General features: G+C 69.1%; 16 protein-coding genes. 10 read left to right on the top strand and 6 right to left on the bottom strand.

The features are described 5' to 3' along the window. Positions 1–47: 47 nt before the first annotated feature. From QZ709_RS20225 to QZ709_RS20215, 3 genes are all read right to left on the bottom strand, one after another. Entirely contained in the window at positions 48–1241 is a 1194-nt protein-coding gene (locus QZ709_RS20225) for an amino acid aminotransferase (RefSeq protein WP_294639341.1), read from the bottom strand. Positions 1242–1326: 85 nt separating this feature from the next. After that, the gene (locus QZ709_RS20220; RefSeq protein ID WP_294639340.1) at positions 1327–1998 is read right to left on the bottom strand and encodes a TrkA family potassium uptake protein; all 672 of its coding nucleotides are present in this window, start codon (positions 1996–1998) and stop codon (positions 1327–1329) included. Further along, positions 1991–3328 carry a potassium transporter TrkG gene (locus QZ709_RS20215; protein WP_294639339.1) on the bottom strand — a complete coding sequence of 446 codons (1338 nt, stop codon included), beginning with the start codon at positions 3326–3328 and terminating at the stop codon, positions 1991–1993. The genes QZ709_RS20220 and QZ709_RS20215 overlap by 8 nt, the downstream gene beginning before the upstream one ends. A 279-nt stretch (positions 3329–3607) precedes the next feature. Between QZ709_RS20215 and QZ709_RS20210 the strand changes: the two genes are divergently transcribed. From QZ709_RS20210 to QZ709_RS20190, 5 genes are all read left to right on the top strand, one after another. Beyond that, on the top strand, positions 3608–4726 hold the full coding sequence (locus QZ709_RS20210; protein ID WP_294639338.1) for an S-(hydroxymethyl)glutathione dehydrogenase/class III alcohol dehydrogenase: 1119 nt from the start codon (positions 3608–3610) through the stop codon (positions 4724–4726). 12 nt (positions 4727–4738) lie between these two features. Beyond that, complete coding sequence (fghA, locus tag QZ709_RS20205; RefSeq protein WP_294639337.1) at positions 4739–5620, top strand: S-formylglutathione hydrolase; 882 nt, start codon at positions 4739–4741, stop codon at positions 5618–5620. A 43-nt stretch (positions 5621–5663) separates the two neighbouring features. Continuing rightward, a complete protein-coding gene (locus QZ709_RS20200) occupies positions 5664–6881 on the top strand; it encodes a PQQ-dependent sugar dehydrogenase (protein WP_294639336.1) in 1218 nt (405 codons plus the stop codon). A gap of 114 nt (positions 6882–6995) precedes the next feature. Then, the gene (locus QZ709_RS20195) at positions 6996–9116 is read left to right on the top strand and encodes a TonB-dependent receptor (RefSeq protein WP_294639335.1); all 2121 of its coding nucleotides are present in this window, start codon (positions 6996–6998) and stop codon (positions 9114–9116) included. An 18-nt stretch (positions 9117–9134) separates the two neighbouring features. Continuing rightward, positions 9135–9758, top strand: coding sequence for a flavin reductase family protein (locus QZ709_RS20190; protein ID WP_294639334.1), 624 nt, complete (start codon positions 9135–9137; stop codon positions 9756–9758). A gap of 6 nt (positions 9759–9764) precedes the next feature. On the opposite strand, the gene mgtA is transcribed toward QZ709_RS20190, so the two are convergent. Both mgtA and QZ709_RS20180 read right to left on the bottom strand, forming a co-directional pair. Beyond that, positions 9765–12356 carry a magnesium-translocating P-type ATPase gene (gene mgtA, locus QZ709_RS20185; protein WP_294639333.1) on the bottom strand — a complete coding sequence of 864 codons (2592 nt, stop codon included), beginning with the start codon at positions 12354–12356 and terminating at the stop codon, positions 9765–9767. A 52-nt stretch (positions 12357–12408) separates the two neighbouring features. Next, positions 12409–12825: an Hsp20/alpha crystallin family protein gene (locus QZ709_RS20180; protein ID WP_294639332.1), complete on the bottom strand. Its 417-nt coding sequence runs from the start codon at positions 12823–12825 to the stop codon at positions 12409–12411. Positions 12826–13002: 177 nt separating this feature from the next. Here QZ709_RS20180 and QZ709_RS20175 point away from each other — a divergent pair, with 177 nt between their 5' ends. The 3 genes from QZ709_RS20175 (at position 13003) to QZ709_RS20165 (ending at position 16404) form a co-directional block, all read left to right on the top strand. After that, positions 13003–13815: an alpha/beta hydrolase gene (locus QZ709_RS20175; protein WP_294639331.1), complete on the top strand. Its 813-nt coding sequence runs from the start codon at positions 13003–13005 to the stop codon at positions 13813–13815. Positions 13816–13825: 10 nt separating this feature from the next. Next, positions 13826–14473 (top strand): LON peptidase substrate-binding domain-containing protein, encoded by a 648-nt coding sequence (locus QZ709_RS20170; RefSeq protein WP_294639330.1) that lies wholly within the window; start codon positions 13826–13828, stop codon positions 14471–14473. Between the two features lie 158 nt (positions 14474–14631). Then, entirely contained in the window at positions 14632–16404 is a 1773-nt protein-coding gene (locus tag QZ709_RS20165; protein ID WP_294639329.1) for an ATP-binding protein, read from the top strand. A 12-nt stretch (positions 16405–16416) separates the two neighbouring features. Here the strand turns inward: QZ709_RS20165 and QZ709_RS20160 are convergent, their stop codons facing one another. Further along, on the bottom strand, positions 16417–18000 hold the full coding sequence (locus tag QZ709_RS20160; RefSeq protein ID WP_294639328.1) for a PLP-dependent aminotransferase family protein: 1584 nt from the start codon (positions 17998–18000) through the stop codon (positions 16417–16419). A 169-nt stretch (positions 18001–18169) separates the two neighbouring features. Here QZ709_RS20160 and QZ709_RS20155 point away from each other — a divergent pair, with 169 nt between their 5' ends. Together QZ709_RS20155 and QZ709_RS20150 are read left to right on the top strand one after the other, a co-directional pair. Next, entirely contained in the window at positions 18170–18973 is an 804-nt protein-coding gene (locus QZ709_RS20155) for a gamma-glutamyl-gamma-aminobutyrate hydrolase family protein (RefSeq protein ID WP_294639327.1), read from the top strand. A gap of 158 nt (positions 18974–19131) precedes the next feature. Then, positions 19132–20502, top strand: a complete 1371-nt coding sequence (locus QZ709_RS20150) for a glutamine synthetase family protein (RefSeq protein ID WP_294639326.1) — start codon at positions 19132–19134, stop codon at positions 20500–20502. The last annotated feature ends 20 nt before the right edge of the window (positions 20503–20522 follow it).

Genomic DNA, 20522 nt, shown 5'->3' with positions numbered 1-20522 from the left:
CTGCAGCGAAAGCCGGCCAGCCTGTGCGGTGGCCGGCTTTTTTTCGTTCAGCGCAGCACGGCGGCGAAGGCCTCGGCCACGCGGTCGACGTTGTTGGCGTTCAGGCCGGCAGCGCACATGCGACCCGAGCGCAGCACGTACACGCCGTGCTCGGTGCGCAGGGCATCGGCCTGCTCGGGGCTCACGCCGGTGTAGCTGAACATGCCGCGCTGGTCGATGAAGTAGCGCACGTCCCGGCCGGGCAACTGGGCCACCACGCCGTCATACAGCCGCTGGCGCATGACCTTGATGCGCTCGCGCATGGCGGTCAGCTCGTCGGCCCACAGCTGGCGCAACGCGGGCGTCTGCAGCACGCGTGCCACGATCTGCGCGCCGTGCGTGGGCGGGCTGGAGTAGTTGCGGCGCACGGCCGACATCAGCTGGCCCAGCACCAGCTGCGCCTGGGCCTTGTCGGGGCAGACGACGCTGAGGCCGCCCACGCGCTCGCCGTACAGCGAGAAGCTCTTCGAGAAGGAGTTGGCCACGAAGAAGCTCACGCCCGCGTCCGCCAGCGCACGCAGCGCGAACGCGTCTTCGTCGATGCCGTCACCGAAGCCCTGGTAGGCGATGTCGAGGTAGGGCAGCAGGTTGCGGCGCTTGAGCACCTCGATCAGCTGCGTCCACTGCGCCGGGTTCAGGTCGACGCCGGTGGGGTTGTGGCAGCAGGCGTGCAGCAGCACGATGCTCTTGGCCGGCAGCGCGTCGATCGCCGTCAGCATGGCATCGAACTTCAGGCCCTTGGTGGCCGGGTCATAGTACGGGTAGGTGTTGACCTGGAAACCCGCGCCTTCGAACATCGCGCGGTGGTTGTCCCAGGTCGGGTCGCTCACCCACACCTGCGAATCCGGGAAGTAGCGCTTGAGGAAGTCCCCGCCCACCTTCAGGCCGCCCGAGCCGCCCAGGGTCTGGATGGTGGCGATGCGGCCACTGCGCACCGCTTCATGGTCGGCACCGAACAGCAGGTGCTGCACGGCCTCACGGTAGGCGGGGTGGCCCGTCATGGGCAGATAGGGCTTGGGGCCGATGGCCGACAGCAGCGCCGACTCGGCCTCGCGCACGGCATTCATCACCGGCAGGCGGCCTTCGTTGTCGAAGTAGATGCCGATGCTCAGGTTGATCTTGCCCGCGCGCGGGTCCTTCTGGAAATCTTCGTTGAGCGTGAGGATGGGGTCGCCGGGATAGGCGTCGACGTGCTGAAACATGCGGAAGGCTCCTGGTACGCGGACGGGCGGCGCCTGATGCGCCGCAACCTGCCATTATCGGCCGCAGCGCACCAGGCGTCACAGCTCAGTACAGCGCCGCGAAGCGCTCGACCTTGGGCGTGGGGCCGGCCACGATCAGGTGGTCGCCCGGTTTGATCTCGGTCTCGGCCTTGGCGTAGATGAAGTCCTGGTGGCGCCGCTTGATGCCCACGATGGTCACGCCATGGCGTTGCCGCACGTTCGATTGCGCCAGCGTCTTGCCGTGCGTCTCCATCGGCGAACGGGTCTTGGCAATCGCAAAGCCGTCGTCGAACTCGATGAAATCGATCATCTTGCCGGTGACGAGGTGGGCCACGCGCTCGCCCATGTCGGCTTCGGGATAGACCACGTGATGGGCACCGACCCGCTCGGCGATGCGCCCGTGCCGCGGGTCGATGGCCTTGGCCCAGATGTCCTTCACCCCCAGCTGGCTGACGTTGAGGATGGTGAGCACGCTGGCTTCGAGGTTGCCGCCGATGGCCACCACCGCGTGCGAAAAATCCCCGACCGCCAGTTGCTTGAGGGTTTCGAGGTCGGTGGAGTCGGCCTGCACCACGTGCGGCAGCACACTCGACAACGATTGCACGGTGTCGGCGTCCTCCTCGATCGCCAGCACGTCATGGCCCAGCGTGACGAGCGACTGGGCCACGCCCGCACCGAACCGCCCCAGCCCGATCACCACGACGCTGCCTGAGCGGTGCTTTGCTTGCTTATCCAACAATGGGTTTCTCCTCCGGGTAACGATAGGGGCGACGCAGCTGGTTTGTGGCCAGCGCCATGGCCAGGGTGACGACGCCCACCCGGCCGACGAACATCAGCACAATCAGGATGAACTGGGCGCCAGGAACGAGCTCGGCCGTGATGCCCGTGGACAGGCCGACGGTGGCAAAGGCCGACACGACCTCGAACAGCACCTTCTCGAGCGGCAGGGGGGCGGCCAGCGGCAGGATGAGCAGCAGCGCCAGCGCCACGGTGGCCGCACTGAGCGCCATGATGGTGAACGCCTGGCGCAGGACGGAATCGGCCACCCGGCGCCGGCGGAACTCGACATCGCGGTGGCCGCGCACCTCGTTCCACACCACCAGCATCAGCACGAAGAAGGTCGTGACCTTGACGCCGCCGGCCGTGCCCGCGCTGCCCCCGCCGATGAACATCAGGGCGTAATGGGCCGCCAGCGATTCGGTGGTGAGCGCGCCGATGTCGACCGCGTTGAAGCCGGCCGTGCGGGCCGACACCGACGTGAACAAGGCCGCCAGGGCCTTGTCGGCCAGCGCCAGCGGCCCGAGCGTGCCCGGGTTGTCGAACTCGGCCCAGAAGAAGAGGACCGTGCCCAGCACGATGAGCGCCGCAGAGCCCCAGACCGTCAGCGTGGTGTGCATGGACCACATGGGGCGCCGGCTGCCGCGCTCGGCCAGCAGCTCGTGCAGCACCGGAAAGCCCAGCCCGCCGATGACGATGGCCAGCATCAGGGGCGTCAGCACCCAGGCATCGCCCACAAAGCGCATCACGCTGTCCGACCAGGTCGAGAACCCCGCGTTGTTGAAGGCCGACACCGCGTGGAACACCCCCTGCCAGGCTGCCTCGTCCCACGGCATGTCGTAGCCCAGGGCAAAGCGCAGCGTCAGCGCGACCGCCATGCCCGACTCGACCACGGCCGTGACGACCAGCACCAGCCGCGCCACGCTGCGCACATCGCCCAGGGCCAGCGAATGGGTCTCGGCCTGCAGCAGCAAGCGGGTGCGCAGACGCATCTGGGCGTTGATCAGCAGGCCCATCAGGGTGGCCGAGGTCATCATGCCGAAGCCGCCCACCTGGAACAGCCCGAGGATGACGACCTGCCCGGCGCCACTCCAGTGGGTGCCGGTGTCCACCACCGCCAGCCCCGTCACGCACACGGCCGAGGTCGCGGTGAACAAGGCCGTGAGCAGCGGTGTGGCCGTGCCCTGGGCCGACGCAAACGGCAGCATCAGCAGCACCGTTCCCAACGTGATGACGGCGAGGAACGACAACACCAGCACCGTGGAAGGATGAAGAAAGCGCGTGTTCACCAGGTCACCAGAAGGATGCGGAAGCCCGTACGCACCGTGCGGGCGCCCGATCGTAGCAGCCGCAACAGGCCCTGTCGCCCTCGCTCGGCAAGCGCCGGACCCGCGCGTACCAGCCAGGTGAGCGTCCCTGGGTGCACTGCATGCGACACATGCCGGCCACCTTCGCGATGGCAAGCACCGCCGGCTTCCGGGGTCATGGGTTTGACGCTATCGTGCAGTGTTGCGCCCGCGCTGGCGCCCCCATCCCCCATCCCATTCGGACACAGACAGGAGTCCCCCATGAAGACCCGTGCCGCCGTCGCCTGGAAAGCCGGTGCCCCACTGACCATCGAAACCGTCGACCTGGAGGGCCCGCGAGAGGGCGAGGTGCTGGTCGAGGTCAAGGCCACCGGCATCTGCCACACCGATTACTACACCCTGTCGGGCGCCGATCCGGAAGGCCTGTTCCCCGCCATCCTGGGCCATGAAGGCGCCGGCGTGGTGGTCGACGTGGGCCCGGGCGTCAAGAGCCTGCGCCCCGGCGACCACGTGATCCCGCTCTACACGCCCGAGTGCCGCGAGTGCAAGTTCTGCCTGAGCCGCAAGACCAACCTGTGCCAGAAGATCCGCGCCACGCAGGGCAAGGGCCTGATGCCCGATGGCACCTCGCGCTTCTCGCTCAACGGCCAGCCCATCCTGCACTACATGGGCACCAGCACCTTCGCCAACCACATCGTCGCGCCTGAAATTGCACTGGCCAAGATCCGCCCTGACGCACCCTTCGACAAGGTCTGCTACATCGGCTGCGGCGTGACGACCGGCGTGGGTGCCGTGCTGTTCACCGCCAAGGTGGAGGCCGGGGCCAACGTGGTCGTCTTCGGCCTGGGCGGCATCGGCCTGAACGTGATCCAGGGCGCCAAGATGGTGGGCGCCGACAAGATCATCGGCATCGACCTGAACCCCGAACGCGAGGCCATGGCGCGCCAGTTCGGCATGACGCACTTCCTGAACCCGAAGGACGTGGAAGCCGCTGGCGGCAACATCGTCGATGCCATCGTGCAGCTGACGGACGGCGGTGCCGACTACAGCTTCGAGTGCATCGGCAACGTCAAGACCATGCGCCAGTCGCTCGAGTGCTGCCACAAGGGCTGGGGCCGCTCCATCATCATCGGTGTGGCCGAGGCCGGTGCCGAGATCAGCACCCGCCCCTTCCAGCTGGTGACCGGCCGCAAGTGGGAGGGCTCGGCCTTCGGCGGCGCGCGCGGCCGCACCGACGTCCCGAAGATCGTCGACTGGTACATGGAAGGCAAGCTCAACATCGACGACCTGATCACGCACACGCTCAAGCTCGAACAGATCAACGAGGGCTTCGACCTCATGAAGCGCGGCGAGTCGATCCGTTCGGTCGTCGTGTACTGACGAAAGGCCACCATGAGCACGCTCGAACTGCTCAGCGAGCACGCCTGCTTCGGCGGCGTGCAGCGCTTCTACCGCCACGCCTCGATGGCCACGGGCACGCCGATGCAGTTCGGCGTGTTCCTGCCGCCGCAGGCGCTCGAAGCCGGCGCGAAGGTGCCGGTGCTGTTCTACCTCGCGGGCCTGACCTGCACCGAAGAGACGTTCGCCATCAAGGCCGGCGCGCAACAGCATGCAGCCCGCCTGGGTCTGGCCCTCGTCACGCCGGACACCAGCCCGCGCGGCACGGACATCCCCGGTCAGGCCGACAGCTGGGACTTCGGCGTGGCAGCAGGCTTCTACCTCGACGCCACCGAGGCCCCCTGGTCGACGAACTGGCGCATGGAAACCTATGTGACCGAGGAACTGCACCAGCTGGTGGGTCACCACCTGCCCGTCGACCTGACCCATGCCGGGATCTTCGGCCACTCGATGGGCGGCCACGGTGCGCTGACGCTGGCCCTGCGCCATCCGGGGCAATACCGGTCGGTGTCGGCGCTGGCACCGATCTGCCACCCGGTGGACTGCCCCTGGGGCGAAAAGGCCTTCACGGGCTACCTGGGCCCGGACCGCACGGCCTGGCGCACCCATGACGCCACCGAACTGATGAAGCAGCAGCAACAGGCCCCCTTCCCGCTCGGCATCCTGGTCGACCAGGGCCTGGCAGACAAGTTCCTGCAGACGCAGCTGCGCCCGGAGGCCCTGGAAGCGGCCTGCGCGCAGGTGGGGCAACCCTTGACCCTGCGTCGGCATGCGGGCTATGACCACGGCTATTACTTCATCCAGAGCGTGATCGGCGACCATCTGGATCACCACGGCCGCACCCTGCTGGCCGACCGCTCCCCGCTGGCCGACTGAGCCAGCCGACGACGCCGTGCCGAAGGACGGAAGGAAGGGACTCATGCAACGTTCTCCTCTGCCATGCCCGAGCCGGCCCACACGGGCCGGTGCCTTGCTGCTGAGCCTGGCGCTCGTGGCGTGCGCACCCAGCCTGAGCCCCGAAGCCCAGGCGGCCCTGCCCGGCGCGGCAGGGCCCAGCGGCGCCAAGCTGGCCGTGCAGACCCGAACGGTGGCCCAAGGCCTGAGCCACCCGTGGGGCCTGGCCTTTCTGCCTGATGGCACGATGCTCGTGACCGAACGCGGGGGGACCCTGAAACGCGTGACCGCCGAGGGAAAGGTGTCGCCCATCAGCGGGGTGCCCGCCGTGCAGGCGCGCAGCCAGGGAGGCCTGCTGGACGTCGCCGTCGATCCGGAGTTCGGCAAGACGCCCTGGGTGTACCTGAGCTACAGCGAACCGGGCAGCGGCGCGGAAAGCGGCCTGGCCGGCACCGCGGTGGCGCGGGCTCGTTTGCAGGGCCAGCAGCTGGTGGACATGCAGGTCATCTTCCGCCAGACGCCCAAGGTGCGCGGCGCTGGGCACTTCGGCTCGCGCCTGGTGTTCGCCCGGGATGGCACGCTCTTCGTCACGCTGGGTGAGCGCATGCAGGACTCGCCGAGTTCGCCCGGGACAGATTTCGCGCAGAACCTGCAGACCACGCTCGGCAAGGTGGTGCGCCTCCACCGGGACGGCCGCATCCCCTCGGACAACCCGACCTGGTCCACGCCGGCCCTGCCCGCCATCTGGAGTACCGGCCACCGCAATCCGCAGGGAGCCGCGCTGCACCCTGACACAGGCGAGCTGTGGGTGGTCGAACACGGTCCACAGGGCGGCGACGAACTCAACCGCGCGCTGGCCGGACGCAACTTCGGCTGGCCCCTGCGCAGCTACGGTTGCCCGTATGGCAGCGTCGGGGGCAACGAAGGCTGCCGCGTTCGCGGCGGCACCCATGCGCCTGCCTTCACCGAGCCTGTCAGCACGTGGGTGCCCTCGGTCTCACCCAGTGGCCTGGCGTTCTACACCGGCGACCGCTACCCCGGCTGGAAAGGCAGCCTGTTCACCGGGGCCCTGAGCGGCCGCGCCCTGTGGCGGCTGGTCCTGCGCGACGGCCAGGTGGTGTCGCGCGAGCCGCTGTTGCAGGACCTGGGGGAACGCATCCGGGATGTGCGCCAGGGGCCCGATGGCTGGCTCTATCTGCTGACCGACAGCGACGAGGGCCGCCTGTTGCGCGTGGTGCGCTGACCTCGCGTCAGGCACGAACTCGCTGGCACACTGCGGACTCTGTTTCTGCCTTGCTCGCATCCGGTTGTGTCCGGCGCGCGTACAGGCCGCCATGCCGGACGTCCCACCCTTGCCATGCCTCTGCCTGCCCCGTCGCCCTTTCTGTTGATTGCCCGCACATGCCGGCAGATGCTGCTGCCCGCGTTGCTCGGCTGGCCCTGCCTGGGCGCCCACGCCGCGGCAGCCGGCGAGCCCCCCGTGCCGGGCGAGGCACCGGACGTGTCCGTCAAGGCCCACTACCTCAATGCCGTGGGCAGCACCGATGCCGCCAGCGAAGGCACCGTCACCCGTGCGCTGCTGCAACGCCGGCCCACGCTGCGGCCCGCCGAGGTGCTGGAGTTCGTGCCCGGTGTGATCGTGTCGCAGCACAGCGGCGGCGGCAAGGCCAACCAGTACTACCTGCGCGGCTTCAACCTGGACCACGGCACCGACTTCGCCACCTGGGTCGACGGCATGCCGGCCAACATGCCTAGCCACGCGCACGGCCAGGGCTACACCGACCTGAACTGGCTCATCCCCGAACTGATCGACCGCATCCACTACCGCAAGGGCCCGTATGCGGCCGAAGACGGCGACTTTGCCTCGGCCGGCTCGGCCCGCCTGAAGCTGGTGGACCGGCTGCCGCGCGGGCTCGCCAGCCTCACCCTGGGCAGCTACGACCACGCGCGCGTGCTGCTGGCCGACTCCGTCGACCGGCCACAAGGCGGCACCTGGCTGTATGCGCTGGAGGCCAGCCACCACCACGGCCCCTGGGACCAGGGCGAGGGCCTCAAGCGCCTCAACGGCGTGCTGCGCTACACGCAGGCCGAGGGCGACACACGGCAATCGTGGACGGCCATGGCCTACCGGGCACGCTGGCGGGCCACCGACCAGATTCCGCAGCGTGCGGTGGCGAATGGCCTGATCGGCCGGTTCGGGGCCATCGATCCGACGGACAAGGGCACGACCGACCGCTACAGCCTGTCATGGCAACGCCTGACGGTGGTCAGCGATGGCGAGTGGCAGGTCAACGCCTGGGCACTGGCCTCCAGCCTGAGCCTGTACTCGAACTTCACCTACGCGCTGGACAACCCCGATGCGGGCGATCAATTCCAGCAGGCTGAAACACGGCGCGCCCTCGGCCTGCAGGCCAGTCGCCTGTGGCGCACCACGCTGGCCGGCCGCGAAAGCGAGCACACGCTGGGACTGCAGCTGCGCCACGACCACCTTGCGCCGGTGGGCCTGTACACCGCCGCGGGCGGCCGGCGCGTCGACGTGACCCAGGAAAGCCGGGTGAACGACACGCTGGTCGGCCTGTACGCGCAGAACAGCACCCGTTGGACGCCGTGGCTGCGCAGCGTGGCCGGCGTCCGCCATGACACCGTGGCTGCCCGCGTGCACAGCTCCATCTCCGACAACAGCGGCAGCCGGCAGGCTCATCTGGTGAGCCCCAAGCTGTCGTTGATCTTCGGCCCCTGGGCCCAGACGGAGTTTTTCGCCCATGCCGGCCAGGGCTACCACCGCAACGATGCGCGCGGCATGACCGCCCGCGTGGCAGCCCGTGGCGGCGAGGCGGTGGACGCCGCGGTGCCGCTGGCGCGCACGCGCGGCACCGAGCTGGGTGTGCGTGGCGAATGGCTGCCCGGCCTGCAGACGTCGCTGTCGGTGTGGCGCCTGGACCTCGCCTCGGAGCTGGTCTTCGTGGGCGACGTCGGCGAAACCGAGGCCAGTGGCGCCAGCCGCCGGCATGGCATCGAGTTCAACAACCACTGGCAGGCCCGTCCGTGGCTGCTGCTCGATGCGGACCTTGCGTTCTCGCAGGCGCGCTTCCGCACCGAGCAAGGCGAGCCTCCCCATGCCGGCCGCCACGTGCCGGGCGCCGTGCGCACCGTGGCCGCGCTGGGCATGACGCTGACCGACCTCGGCCCGTGGTCGGCCCAGTTCCAGCTGCGCTACTTCGGGCCGCGACCGCTGATCGAAGACAACAGCGTGCGCTCGAAAGGCACCACTCTCGCCTACCTGCGCGTGGGCCACCAGCTCACGCGCGACGTCAAGCTCGCGCTCGACGTGTTCAACCTGTTCAACCGCCGCGCCAGCGACATCGATTACTTCTACACCTCGCGCCTGCCCGGCGAGCCGGCCGAGGGCGTCGCCGACCGCCACAGCCACCCGGCCGAGCCGCGCAGCTTCCGCCTCACGGTGGCGATGTCATTCTGATCGGCCTACGATGACGGCATGAACGACATCGATCGCCATTACTACGAACCCGCCCAAGGCCACGGCCTGGCGCACGACCCGTTCAACGCCATCGTCGCCCCGCGCCCGATCGGCTGGATCGGCACGCTCAGCGCCGAGGGCGTGGCCAACCTCGCGCCCTACAGCTTCTTCAACGCGTTCAACTACGTGCCGCCCATCGTCGGCTTTGCCAGCCTGGGCGAGAAGGACACCCTGCGCAACGCACGCGAGACCGGCGTGTTCACCTGGAACCTGGCCACCCGGCCGCTGGCGGAGGCCATGAACGCGAGTTGCGCAGCCGTGCCGCCCGAGGTCGACGAGTTCGCGCTGGCCGGCCTGACGGCGCTGCCCGGCCGACGGGTGAGCGCCCCGCGCGTGGCCGAAAGCCCCGTGTCCTTCGAGTGCCGCGTCAGCCAGATCGTGCCATTGCAGACGGCCGACGGCGCACCCATCCCGACGTGGCTGGTGATGGGTGAGGTGGTGGCCGTGCACATCGCCCACCACCTGATCCGGGACGGCGTCTACGACACGGCCGCGGCCGAACCCATCACCCGCGGCGGCGGTCCGGCCGATTACTTCGTCATCACCGAGACCCAGCGCTTCCGCATGCCCCGGCCGCGCTGAGCGGGCTCACAACCCCGCCCACCGGCGAGCCCAGCGCGACACCAGGTGCGTGGCCGCCAGGTAGCAGGCCAGCACGCCCGCCAGCAGCGGCCACCAGGCGGCGGGCATGGGCACCATGCCGAGCGCCGGCGCCAACGGAGACCAGGGCAGCGCCACGCCGATCAGGCACACCGCCAGCGTCGTCGCCATCAGGGCGGGGCTGGCCCGGCTGCCGACGAAAGGCAGCCTGCGCGTGCGGATGAGGTGGATGACCAGCGTCTGCGACAGCAGGGATTCGATGAACCAGCCGGTCTGGAACACGCTGGCCTGGGCCACGGTCTGCACCTGCAGCCCCCAGTACAGCACGGCAAAGGTGGCGTAATCGAACAGCGAACTCAAGGGGCCCATGGTCAGCATGTAGCGGGCCAGGTGGCCGGTCTCCCAGCGGCGCGGCGAGGCCAGTTCCTCGTCGTCCACCCGGTCCGTGGGGATGGCGCTTTGCGACAGGTCGTACAGCAGGTTGTTGGTCAGCACCTGGACGGGGGCCATGGGCAGGAATGGCAGCCAGGCACTGGCCCCCAGCACGCTCAGCGCATTGCCGAAGTTCGAGCTCGCCCCCATGCGGATGTACTTCAACAGGTTGGCGAACACCCGCCGCCCCTCCATCACCCCGTCGTCCAGCACCAGCAGGCTCTTCTCGAGCAGGATGATGTCGGCCGATTCCTTCGCGATGTCGACCGCCGAATCCACCGACAGTCCCACATCGGCCGCCTTCAGTGCCGGGCCATCGTTGATGCCGTCGCCCAGGTAGCCCACGACATGCCCCCGTGCGCGCAGGGCGGCGATCACGCGGGCCTTCTGCCCCGGCGTGAGCTTGGCGAAGACCTGCACGGCCTCGACGCGCTCGCGCAGCTGCACGTCGTTGAGCGCAGCCACCTCCGGCCCCTGCATGACCTGGTGCACCTCGAGCCCCACCTCGTGGCACACCTTGCGCGTCACCAGGTCGTTGTCGCCGGTCAGCACCTTCACGGTCACCCCATGGCGCGCCAGCGCGGCCAGTGCGGGCCGGGCGCTGTCCTTCGGCGGGTCGAGGAACGCGATGTAGCCCTGCAGCACCAGATCGCGTTCATCGGCCACGCTCAGGGGATGAGCCCGCTCTTCGGCCGAGAGCGCGCGACTGGCGATGGCGATGACGCGAAAGCCGTCGGCATTCAGTGACGCCGCCGCCGCCCGCATCCGCGCCCCGTGCTCGGCGTCCAGCTCGAAGCGCTGGCCGGCCGCCTCGCCGTAGCGGCAGGCCTGGAAGACCTCCTCGACCGCGCCCTTGCAGATCAGCAGGCACTCGTCCCCACGCGATACCACCACCGACATGCGCCGCCGCTCGAAATCGAATGGCAACTCGTCGACCTTCTCGTACAGGCCTTCGGCATGCACCTTGGCGTGCACTTCGGCGTACTGCAGCACCGCGACATCGAGCAGGTTCTTCAACCCCGTCTGGTAGTGGCTGTTCAGGTAGGCCAGCTCCAGCACCCGGGGGCTGGCCTGCCCGTCCAGGTCGACGTACTTCTCCAGCAGGATGTGGTCCTGCGTCAGCGTGCCGGTCTTGTCGGTGCAGAGCACATCCATCGCGCCCAGGTCCTGAATGGCCGGCAGGCGCTTGACGATGACCTGCCGCCGCGACATCGCCAGCGCCCCCCGCGACAGGTTCACGGTCACCAGCATCGGCAGCATTTCGGGCGTGAGGCCCACGGCCACCGCGGTGGCGAACAGCAGCGCCTCGACCCAGTCGCCCTTGCCCACGCCGTTGATCACCAGCACCAGCGGCACCATCACGGCAATGAAGCGCAGCATGAGCCGCGTGAAGCGCTCGATGCCCTGGTCGAAGGCCGTCTGCACGCGCTCGCCCGACACAGCCTGCGCCAGCCCCCCGAAGACCGCGCGGGCACCGGTGTGCACCACGACGGCCGAGGCCGTGCCACTGGCCACGTGCGTGCCCATGAACACCGTGTTGTGCAGCGCCAGCGCGTCCGCCTCCTCGGGAGCGGGCGCGGGGCTCTTCTCGACGGGCAGGGCCTCGCCTGTGAGGGCCGCCTCGTTGACGAAGCAATCCCGGGCCGACAGCAGGCGGGCATCGGCGGGCACCAGGTCTCCGGCCGAAAGGTGCAGCACGTCGCCGGGCACCAGGGACTCGATCGGCCGCTCCTGCAGGCGGCCGTCGCGCCACACCGTGGCGGCCGTGTGGACCATGGCCCGCAAGGCCGCTGCAGCGCGGCCCGAGCGGCGCTCCTGCCAGGTGCCGAGCCCGATGCTGAGCACCACCATCGCGAGGATCAGGGCCCCGGATTGCGGATTGGCCGTCGCGAACGACACCCCCGACAGCACGAGCAACAGCACATTGAGCGGGTTGACCAGCCGCGCCAGGAGCACGCGCCACCAGGGTGGCGCATGGCTGCGCCCCACTTCGTTCGGCCCCACCTGCCGCAGACGGCGCTGTGCCTCGTCCTCGGACAGCCCCATCGGGCCGGAGTGCAATGCACTCAGCGCCGCTTCTGCAGGCTGGGCGGCATGGGCCCGCAACGCGGCGCGGGCGGCCAGTTCGGTGTCGGCAAGGTCGGCCATGGTCCTCATTCTGGCCGGCCCGCGTGACACCGCCATGCAGGCCGAGCCGGTATCAGGCGATGTCGAGCCGCTTGCTGGCCGGCTGGGCCAGTTTCTTCGCGAGCTTCAGCTCCAGCACACCGTCCTTGAAGCTGGCCGAGGACTGCCCCTCGTCCAGTTCGTACGGCAACTGAAAGGCGCGCGAGACCTGACCGAAGTAGCGCTCCGAACGCAGCAGGCGTTCGCCCTCCTTCACGTCCCTTTCCTGCTTGACCTCGCTGCGGATCGAGACCTGGTTGCCCTCGATCTCGACGTGGATGTCCTCCTTCTTCGCTCCTGGCAACTCGGCATGCACCAGGTAAGCGTCCGGCTGCTCCTTCACATCGACCTTGATCTGCTGGGCCGGCATCCCTGACGGAAAATCCATCGGCTTGACGAAGAAACCGCGGAACAGGTCGTCCAGCGGGCTGTAGCGGGTGACTTGGTTCATGGTGACCTCCGTTGTCTGGCGTGACGAGTGCGGCGCGGCATGGCGCCGACAACCCTGAGAATGGGCACCGACGCACCGTCTTTCAAGGGGTCTGGCACCGTCTCGCAAGGCCTTCTTGATCAGGGACAAATGACCACGGGCCGCTCCGCAGGCCGAGCGCCGCGGCATGATGGCGCCATGACCTCCTTTGCCCTCACCCCCGATGGCACCCAACTGGCTTTCGACGACACCGGCGGCCCGGGCGAGCCCGTGCTGCTCGTGTGCGGCCAGGGCCAGGACCGCCACTTCTGGCGAGGCTTCGCGCAGGCCCTGACGGACACGGCCCCCGGTCGCTGGCGCCCGATCGCGCTCGACCCACGCGGCATCGGCGACAGCGACGCGCTGCCGCCCGCCGACGCCGGCCCCTGGCAGACCCGCGACATGGCACACGACCTGGTCGCGGTGCTGGACGCTCTCGGCCTGCCACGGGCCCATCTGATCGGGTTCTCGCTCGGAGGCCGCGTGGCACAGTGGTTTGCCGTCGACCATGGCGACCGGCTGGGGGCCCTGGTGCTGGCTGGCACCACACCGGGCAACGCGCACGGCGTGGCCCGCGACCCGGCCGTGAGCGCGCTGCTGGCGCGGGGCGACCTGAGCGCGCTGGCCGCCACCATGGTGCCGCCCGACTGGGCCGCCGCCCATGCCGATGCCCTGCCCGGCCTGATGCGCAGCCGCACCATCGCCCAGCCCGTGCTGCGCCGTTACTTCGAGGCCAGCGAGGCGCACGACGCCTGGGCCGGTCTGGCCTGCGTACAGGCGCCGAGCCTGGTGCTGCACGGCACCCGGGACCCGGTGAACGTTCCCGACAACGCGCGGCGCCTGGCCGAGCGCCTGCCCCATGCCGAACTGGCCTGGATCGAGGGCGCCCACCACGCGCCGTTCTGGAGCCATCTGCCCGACACCGTGCAGGCCGTGTCCGCCTTCCTGGCCCGGCACCCCCTGCCCCGCTGAGGACCCCGCCATGACCCTCGACGCCCTGCCCCTGTTCCCCCTCCACACCGTGCTGTTTCCCGGCGGGCTGCTGCCACTGCAGATCTTCGAGGTGCGCTACCTCGACCTGATGCGGCGCTGCGAGGCCAGCGGGGAACCGTTCGGGGTCGTGAGCCTGGTGCGGGGTCACGAGGTGCGGCGTGCGCCGCAGCCTGGCGAGACCGCGTCGCCCGCAGAAGCGCTGGCCGACGTGGGCACATTGGCCACGCTGGAGCAGGTCGAGCACCCCCAGCCTGGTCTGATGCTGGTGCGCTGCCGTGGCGGCCAGCGCTTTCGGCTCGGCGCCCATGCCCAGCAAGCCCACGGACTGTGGACCGGACAGGCCACGCTCTTGCCCGACGACCCGCCGGTTCCCGTCCCCGACGAGCTCGCCAGCCTGGCGCCCCGGCTGCAGGACGCCCTGCGGGCCCTCGGCGAAGACCTGCCGGCCGCCATCGTGCGCGCCACCGACCCACGCTGGCAGGACGCCGGCTGGCTGGCCAACCGCTGGAGCGAGCTGCTGCCCATCCCCGCCGAGGCCCGCCAGCGGCTGATGACGCTCGACAACCCCGTGTGGCGCCTCGAGCTGGTGTCCGAATGGCTGGAGCGCCTGGGCCGGCAGGCGGACGCCGCGCGCTGATCCCGGGTTTTGCCGAGGGTCGGAAGCTGCCCAACCCCACCCGAAATGCCTACACTGGTCAGCCCGATGCGCCGCCAGCCGCTTGAGCCCGGGCCGCGCCGACACCACACGAGTCCAGGTGCTGTACCGACCACGGACCCCGATCCGAGGAGCAGGCCATGCCAGAGCCGACGGGCAACGAATCCGGCGCCCCCCCCTTAGCCGCCACCGACCTGGGCGAAGCCCCCACCTGGCGTCCCGTGAACCGCCGATCCCTGCCGGCCGGCATCTCGCCATCGATGGCCGATGATGCCGATCGGCTTCTCGAAGAACTGCACCAGCGCCAGGACGCCTTCGAGCAACAGGGTCAGATGCTGCGCCAGCTCCAGGCGGCGCTGGCCCGGGCGCAGGCGACCAACCAGGAGCTCGCCCTCGTGGCGGATCGCGTCACGGACGCCATCGTCATCTGTGACGCGCGCCGCTGCATCACCTGGGTCAACCCGGCCTTCACGCGGCTGACCGGCTTCAGCCTGACCGAGAGCCACGGCCAGCAGCCGGAAGAGCTGCTGAGCGGCCCGCACACCGACACCGCCACCATCACCCGCATCAACCAGATGCTGGCGCAGGGCGCGACCGTCGAGCGGCTGGAGGTGTGCCACCACCGCAAGGACGGCGAACCCTTCTGGGTCAGCCGCTCGGTGCAGCCCCTGCACGGACCGGACGGCCAGGTGAACCGCTACATCGAGGTGCTGCACGACGTCAGCGAGCACCGCCGTGCCGAGAACGAGCACAACCGCCGCCTGGAAGCCGAGGTCGCGCTGGCCACCAAAGCCGAGTTCCTGAGCCGCATGAGCCACAGCATGCGCTCGCCGCTGAACGCCATCCTGGGCTTCACGCAGCTGCTCGACATGCACGACACCGGCCACCTGCCCGAGGCCCAGCGCCGGCAGATCGGCCACATCCACACGGCCGGACAGCAACTGCTGTCACTGCTGGACCAGGCGCTGGAATACGCCCGGCTGGAGGAGCGCCCGCTGGGCATCCGCCCGCAGCGCGTGGACATGAGCATGATGCTGCGCGAGGTCCGCGCCGCGCTCGAAGACGAGGCCCGGGCGCAGGACGTGACCGTGGTGGTGGACAGCCAGTGCCCGCCGCTGTGGGCCGACCCGCAGCACACCCGCTCCATCCTGCTCAACCTGATGAGCAACGCCATCAAGTTCAGCCCGCGCGGGGCCACCGTCTGGCTGCAGGGGCGCGTGGCGCAGGACGAGCGCGTGGGCATCGTCGAGGTGCGCGACCAGGGCTTCGGCATCGAACAGCACGACCTGCCCAGGCTGTTCCAGCCCTTTACGCGGCTGGACACCGCACCGGGCAAGCCGACCGGTAATGGCCTGGGCCTGGCCGTCTCCCAGCGTCTGGCCGAGCTGATGCACGGCCACATCGCCGTCAGCTCGACCCTGGGCAAGGGCAGCACCTTCAGCCTGCACCTGCCTCTGGCAGAAGGTCCGGGTGCCCTGCGCTCCAGCCAGTTGCGCAATGCCGGCGAGCCGGCCGTGATGCTGCCACCTCTGCGCGTCGTCCACATCGAGGACAACGCCCTGAACCGCAGCCTGGTCGAGGCCTTGTTCTCGCCCTACCCTCAGGTGCGGCTGTACTCGGCCGAAACCGCGGCCGAGGGGCTGGCGAGCATCGAGGCCACCCACCCGGACGTGGCCCTGGTCGACATCAACCTGCCGGACGGCAGCGGCCTGGACCTGTGCCGCCGCGTGCGGGGGCAGGCTGCGTTCAAGAAGCTCCCGCTGATCGCACTGAGCGCCGACGCCCTTCCCGAACACATCGCCCGCGCCTTGCAGACCGGGTTCAACCACTACCTGGTCAAGCCGCTGCAGATCAACAGGCTGCTGACCATCCTGTCGCAGCTGCCCAGCACCCAGGCCGCACCGCCGCAGTGATCCACAGCGCCCTCATGAGTCGGCCGGCAGTGCCGCACACTGGCCCATGAGGGCCTGACGGATCAAGGGAGCCACCAGCGCGATCTTCGGCGACATCTGGTCGCAGGGAACCGCGGCGTACGACAGGATCAACCCGCTGGACGGGTTGCCCACGCAGTACACCGACAGGGGCATCAGCGTCACCCCGAGACAGGCCGTGGCACGCGAGATGCCACGGTCGTCCACGCCAGGCGGCAACAGCAGGGTCAGATGCATGCCCATGGCGCCGCCCGACATCGTGATGCGGCCGTCCGCCAGCTCAGGGCCCAGGTGCTCGCGCAGCGCGCTGAGCAGCGCCTCGCGTCGCAAACCGTACTCCCGCCGCGTCGCACGCACGTGCGCCGCGTAATGCCCCTCGCGGATGAAGTCGGCCAGCACGCGCTGCTGAACCACGTCACCGTCCCGATAGAAGTCGGACGAGGCCGTGGCAAAAACGTGCTGCAGGTGAGGCGGCACCACGAGGTAGGCCATGCGAATCCCCGGGTACAGCGTCTTGCTGAAGGTGCCCAGGTAGATCACCCGACCCGTGTCCTGCATGCCTTGCAGCGACGGGAACGGCTTGCCGGTGTAGCGGAACTCGCTGTCGTAATCGTCCTCCAGCAGGATGGCGTCGTGGGCTTCCGCATACCGCAACCAGGCCAGCCTGCGCGCCAGCGTCATCACATGCCCCATCGGGAACTGATGCGAAGGTGTGACATACACCAGGCGCGGCGGCCCTGGCAACTGACCGGGCTGGGGCACCGGCAGCCCTTCCGGGTCGACGTCGAGGGAGCAGGTCTGCAGCCCATGGTCGCCCAGCACATGGCTTGCGCCCCAGTAGCACGGGTTCTCCATCAGCGCGACATCGCCGGGGTCGGCCAGCAGGCGGGTCACCAGCTCAAGCGATTCGACGGTGCCGTCCGTCAGGATGACCTGCTCGGGCTGACAACGCACCCCTCGCATGGTGCGGATGTGGTCGGCAATCGCCCGGCGCAACGCCATGTCTCCGCCCGGCTCACCCTGCTCCAGACAGGCCGCACCGCCTTCGCTCAGATGCTTGCGCTGCAGCCGGTTCCACGTGGCCAACGGGAAGAGCTTGAGGTCGAGCTGGCCGGAGCAGAAAGCCTGCGGGCGCCAGAACTGGTGAACGGGATGGCGCTGATAGCTCAGGCCTCGCCGAGACAGCGACAGGGGCCGGACCGCCTGGCTGCCCGTCACAGCAGGCGCGTCGGCAGGCTCATTCGATGAGCCGGCCCCTGCCACATCGGCAAGGCCGCGGGTCTGCGCCACCAGGGCATCCTGCACACGGCAAACAAACGTACCCGATCCGTGGCCCGCCACCAGCATGCCCTCGCTCTTGAGCTGGTCGTAGATGGCCACGATGGTGTTGCGTGCCACCCCCAGTTCTCGAGCCAGTTCACGCGAAGAAGGCACCCTGACACCCGGAATCAGCACCCCCTCGAGCACGGCGCGGCGCACCAACTGGAGGATCAACGCCCCGGGCTGGAGCGCGCGGCCGGCCGGCTGGGCGCGTTGCAACTCCTGCTGGAGCCATTCGTGAAGAGCCGCTGTCTGCATAACGCGTGAGGACTGCAAAGCGCCGGGCACGAGCGCACCGACATGGGGATTCAGGGTTATCCCGCAGCAAATTCAAGCAAAAAGTGGACCACTGAAGTCGCGTCAAGTGGCCCTTCCCGCTGGTCCACTGCCCGGCTATCGTGGCGTCACATCGTCCCCACAGACAATCATGGTCTCCCCTGACGTCGCCCCGATCAACAGCCCGCTTCCACGCCACGCACCGCGGGTTCTGGTCCCGGCCTGCAACCGCCCCCTGGGCCACCACCCCTTCCACATGGTGGGCCAGAAGTACATCGACGCCGTGCGACTGGCAGGTTGCCTGCCGATCGTCGTGCCGGCTGCACACCCCGATGAACTGGCCGACTGGCTCGACCTGGCAGACGGGATTCTGCTCACCGGCTCACCTTCCAATGTGCACCCCCGGCACTTCGATGAAGACGTGCACGATCCCGGCCTGCCGCTCGACCCGCTGCGTGACCTGTGGACATTGCCGCTGATCCGTCAGGCCGTCGAGCGCGGTCTGCCGCTGCTGGCCATCTGCCGCGGCTTCCAGGAAACCAATGTCGCGCTGGGTGGCACGCTGCATCAGGCTGTTCACGAGCAGCAGGGGCTGGCCGACCATCGCGCCCCATCCGACGATGAGCCCGTCGAGAAACAGTATGGACTCGCTCACCCGGTGAGCGTCGTGCCTGGCGGCGTGCTGGCCTCGCTGCTCGACAAGGAAGAAGTCCTGGTCAACAGCCTGCATGGTCAGGGCGTGGCCCGCCTGGCGCCCGGCCTGCGCGTCGAAGCCACCGCACCCGATGGGCTGGTGGAAGCGTTTTCCGTCTCGCAAAGCACCGGCTTCAGCCTGTGCGTGCAATGGCACCCCGAGTGGCAGGCCGCCACCAACCCCGTCTCCATGGCGATCCTCCAGGCCTTCGGTGCGGCCTGCCAGTCGTGGCGCGACCTGCACCGCCCACCGGGCCGCTGACGCCGCCCGGATCACGCCTTCCGTTCTGGAAGGCGTGCCCTCCCCTGACAAACCCCTGACGCCCATGGGCCGCCCGAAGCGCCCATGCCCGGCCACGCCTGCGTCCGCCCGTGTTCCCGCGGTTGCGACCAGGACGAGGTCGTCCATCCGATCCCCGTATGAACGCGCAAACCGCCATCTCTTCCTTCTCAGAACTCGAACAGTGGTTCATCGACCAGCGTGTGACAGAAGTCGAATGCCTGGTTCCAGACCTGACCGGCGTGGCCCGCGGCAAGATCCTGCCACGCGACCGCTTCACCGAAGACCGTGGCATGCGGCTGCCCGAAATCGTCGTGGCCACCAGCGTCACCGGCGAACAGCCCGAAGCAGGCCCGTACTACGAGGTCATCAGCGCCACCGACCACGACATGCACCTGCGGCCCGACCCCACCACGGCCCGCATCGTGCCGTGGGCGACCGACCCCACCGCCCAGGTCATCCACGACTGCTACGACCGCCACGGTCGGTTGGTACCCTTTGCCCCCCGCTCGGTGCTCAAGCGCGTGTGCGAGCTGTTCGACGCCAAAGGCTGGAACCCGGTCGTCGCGCCCGAACTGGAGTTCTACCTGGTCGAGCGCAACCTCGACCCCGACCTGCCTCTCAAGCCGCCCAAGGGACGCAGCGGGCGCGCGGAGACCTCGCGCCAGGCTTACTCGATCGACGCGGTCAACGAGTTCGACCCGCTGTTCGAAGACATCTACGCCTACTGCGAGGCGATGCAGCTCAACGTCGACACGCTGATCCACGAGATCGGGGCCGGCCAGATGGAGATCAACTTCTTCCACGACCACCCGCTGCAGCTGGCCGACGAGGTGTTCTTCTTCAAGCGCACCGTGCGCGAGGCCGCCCTGCGCCACGACATGTACGCCACCTTCATGGCCAAGCCGATCGCGGGCGAACCGGGCAGCGCCATGCACGTTCACCAGAGCATCGTCGACAAGCTCACGGGGCGCAACCTCTTCAGCAACCCGGACGGCTCGGCCTCCGACGCCTTTCGCTGGTACATCGGCGGCCTGCAGCGCTACATCCCCTCCGCCATGGCGCTGCTCGCCCCCTATGTCAACAGCTACCGCCGCCTGGTCCGCGCCACAGCGGCGCCCATCAACATTCAGTGGGGCACGGACAACCGCACTGTGGGCTTCCGCTCACCGGTCGCGACGCCGGCGGCCCGCCGCATCGAGAACCGCGTGATCGGTGCCGACGCCAATCCCTACGTGGCGCTGGCAGCCACGCTGGCGTGCGGCTACCTCGGCATCGTCAAGCAGATCGAGCCCACCCCGGAGTGCAAGGGCGACGCCTATTTGGGCGACTACGGTCTGCCGCGCAGCCTGGGTGAAGCCATTGCCCTGCTGCGCGACGAGGCCGATCTGGCCGAGGTGCTGGGCCACGAGTTCGTCACGGTCTACACCGAGGTGAAGGAAGCGGAACACGCCGAGTTCATGAAAGTGATCTCGCCGTGGGAGCGCGAACACCTGCTGCTGCACGTCTGATCCGTCTTGAGAAGGAACCA

The sequence above is a fragment of the uncultured Aquabacterium sp. genome, from assembly GCF_913773725.1.
GTDB lineage: Bacteria > Pseudomonadota > Gammaproteobacteria > Burkholderiales > Burkholderiaceae_C > Aquabacterium.
This window is presented reverse-complemented; position numbering and strand designations above follow the sequence as displayed.

What these genes read in the sequence shown, in the direction of transcription:
- QZ709_RS20225 (WP_294639341.1), bottom strand. Translation starts at nt 1,241, where the DNA reads ATGTTTCAGCACGTCGACGCCTATCCCGGCGACCCCATCCTCACGCTC.
- QZ709_RS20210 (WP_294639338.1), top strand. Translation starts at nt 3,608, where the DNA reads ATGAAGACCCGTGCCGCCGTCGCCTGGAAAGCCGGTGCCCCACTGACC.
- fghA (WP_294639337.1), top strand. Translation starts at nt 4,739, where the DNA reads ATGAGCACGCTCGAACTGCTCAGCGAGCACGCCTGCTTCGGCGGCGTG.
- QZ709_RS20200 (WP_294639336.1), top strand. Translation starts at nt 5,664, where the DNA reads ATGCAACGTTCTCCTCTGCCATGCCCGAGCCGGCCCACACGGGCCGGT.
- QZ709_RS20195 (WP_294639335.1), top strand. Translation starts at nt 6,996, where the DNA reads ATGCCTCTGCCTGCCCCGTCGCCCTTTCTGTTGATTGCCCGCACATGC.
- QZ709_RS20190 (WP_294639334.1), top strand. Translation starts at nt 9,135, where the DNA reads ATGAACGACATCGATCGCCATTACTACGAACCCGCCCAAGGCCACGGC.
- mgtA (WP_294639333.1), bottom strand. Translation starts at nt 12,356, where the DNA reads ATGGCCGACCTTGCCGACACCGAACTGGCCGCCCGCGCCGCGTTGCGG.
- QZ709_RS20180 (WP_294639332.1), bottom strand. Translation starts at nt 12,825, where the DNA reads ATGAACCAAGTCACCCGCTACAGCCCGCTGGACGACCTGTTCCGCGGT.
- QZ709_RS20175 (WP_294639331.1), top strand. Translation starts at nt 13,003, where the DNA reads ATGACCTCCTTTGCCCTCACCCCCGATGGCACCCAACTGGCTTTCGAC.
- QZ709_RS20170 (WP_294639330.1), top strand. Translation starts at nt 13,826, where the DNA reads ATGACCCTCGACGCCCTGCCCCTGTTCCCCCTCCACACCGTGCTGTTT.
- QZ709_RS20165 (WP_294639329.1), top strand. Translation starts at nt 14,632, where the DNA reads ATGCCAGAGCCGACGGGCAACGAATCCGGCGCCCCCCCCTTAGCCGCC.
- QZ709_RS20160 (WP_294639328.1), bottom strand. Translation starts at nt 18,000, where the DNA reads ATGCAGACAGCGGCTCTTCACGAATGGCTCCAGCAGGAGTTGCAACGC.
- QZ709_RS20155 (WP_294639327.1), top strand. Translation starts at nt 18,170, where the DNA reads ATGGTCTCCCCTGACGTCGCCCCGATCAACAGCCCGCTTCCACGCCAC.
- QZ709_RS20150 (WP_294639326.1), top strand. Translation starts at nt 19,132, where the DNA reads ATGAACGCGCAAACCGCCATCTCTTCCTTCTCAGAACTCGAACAGTGG.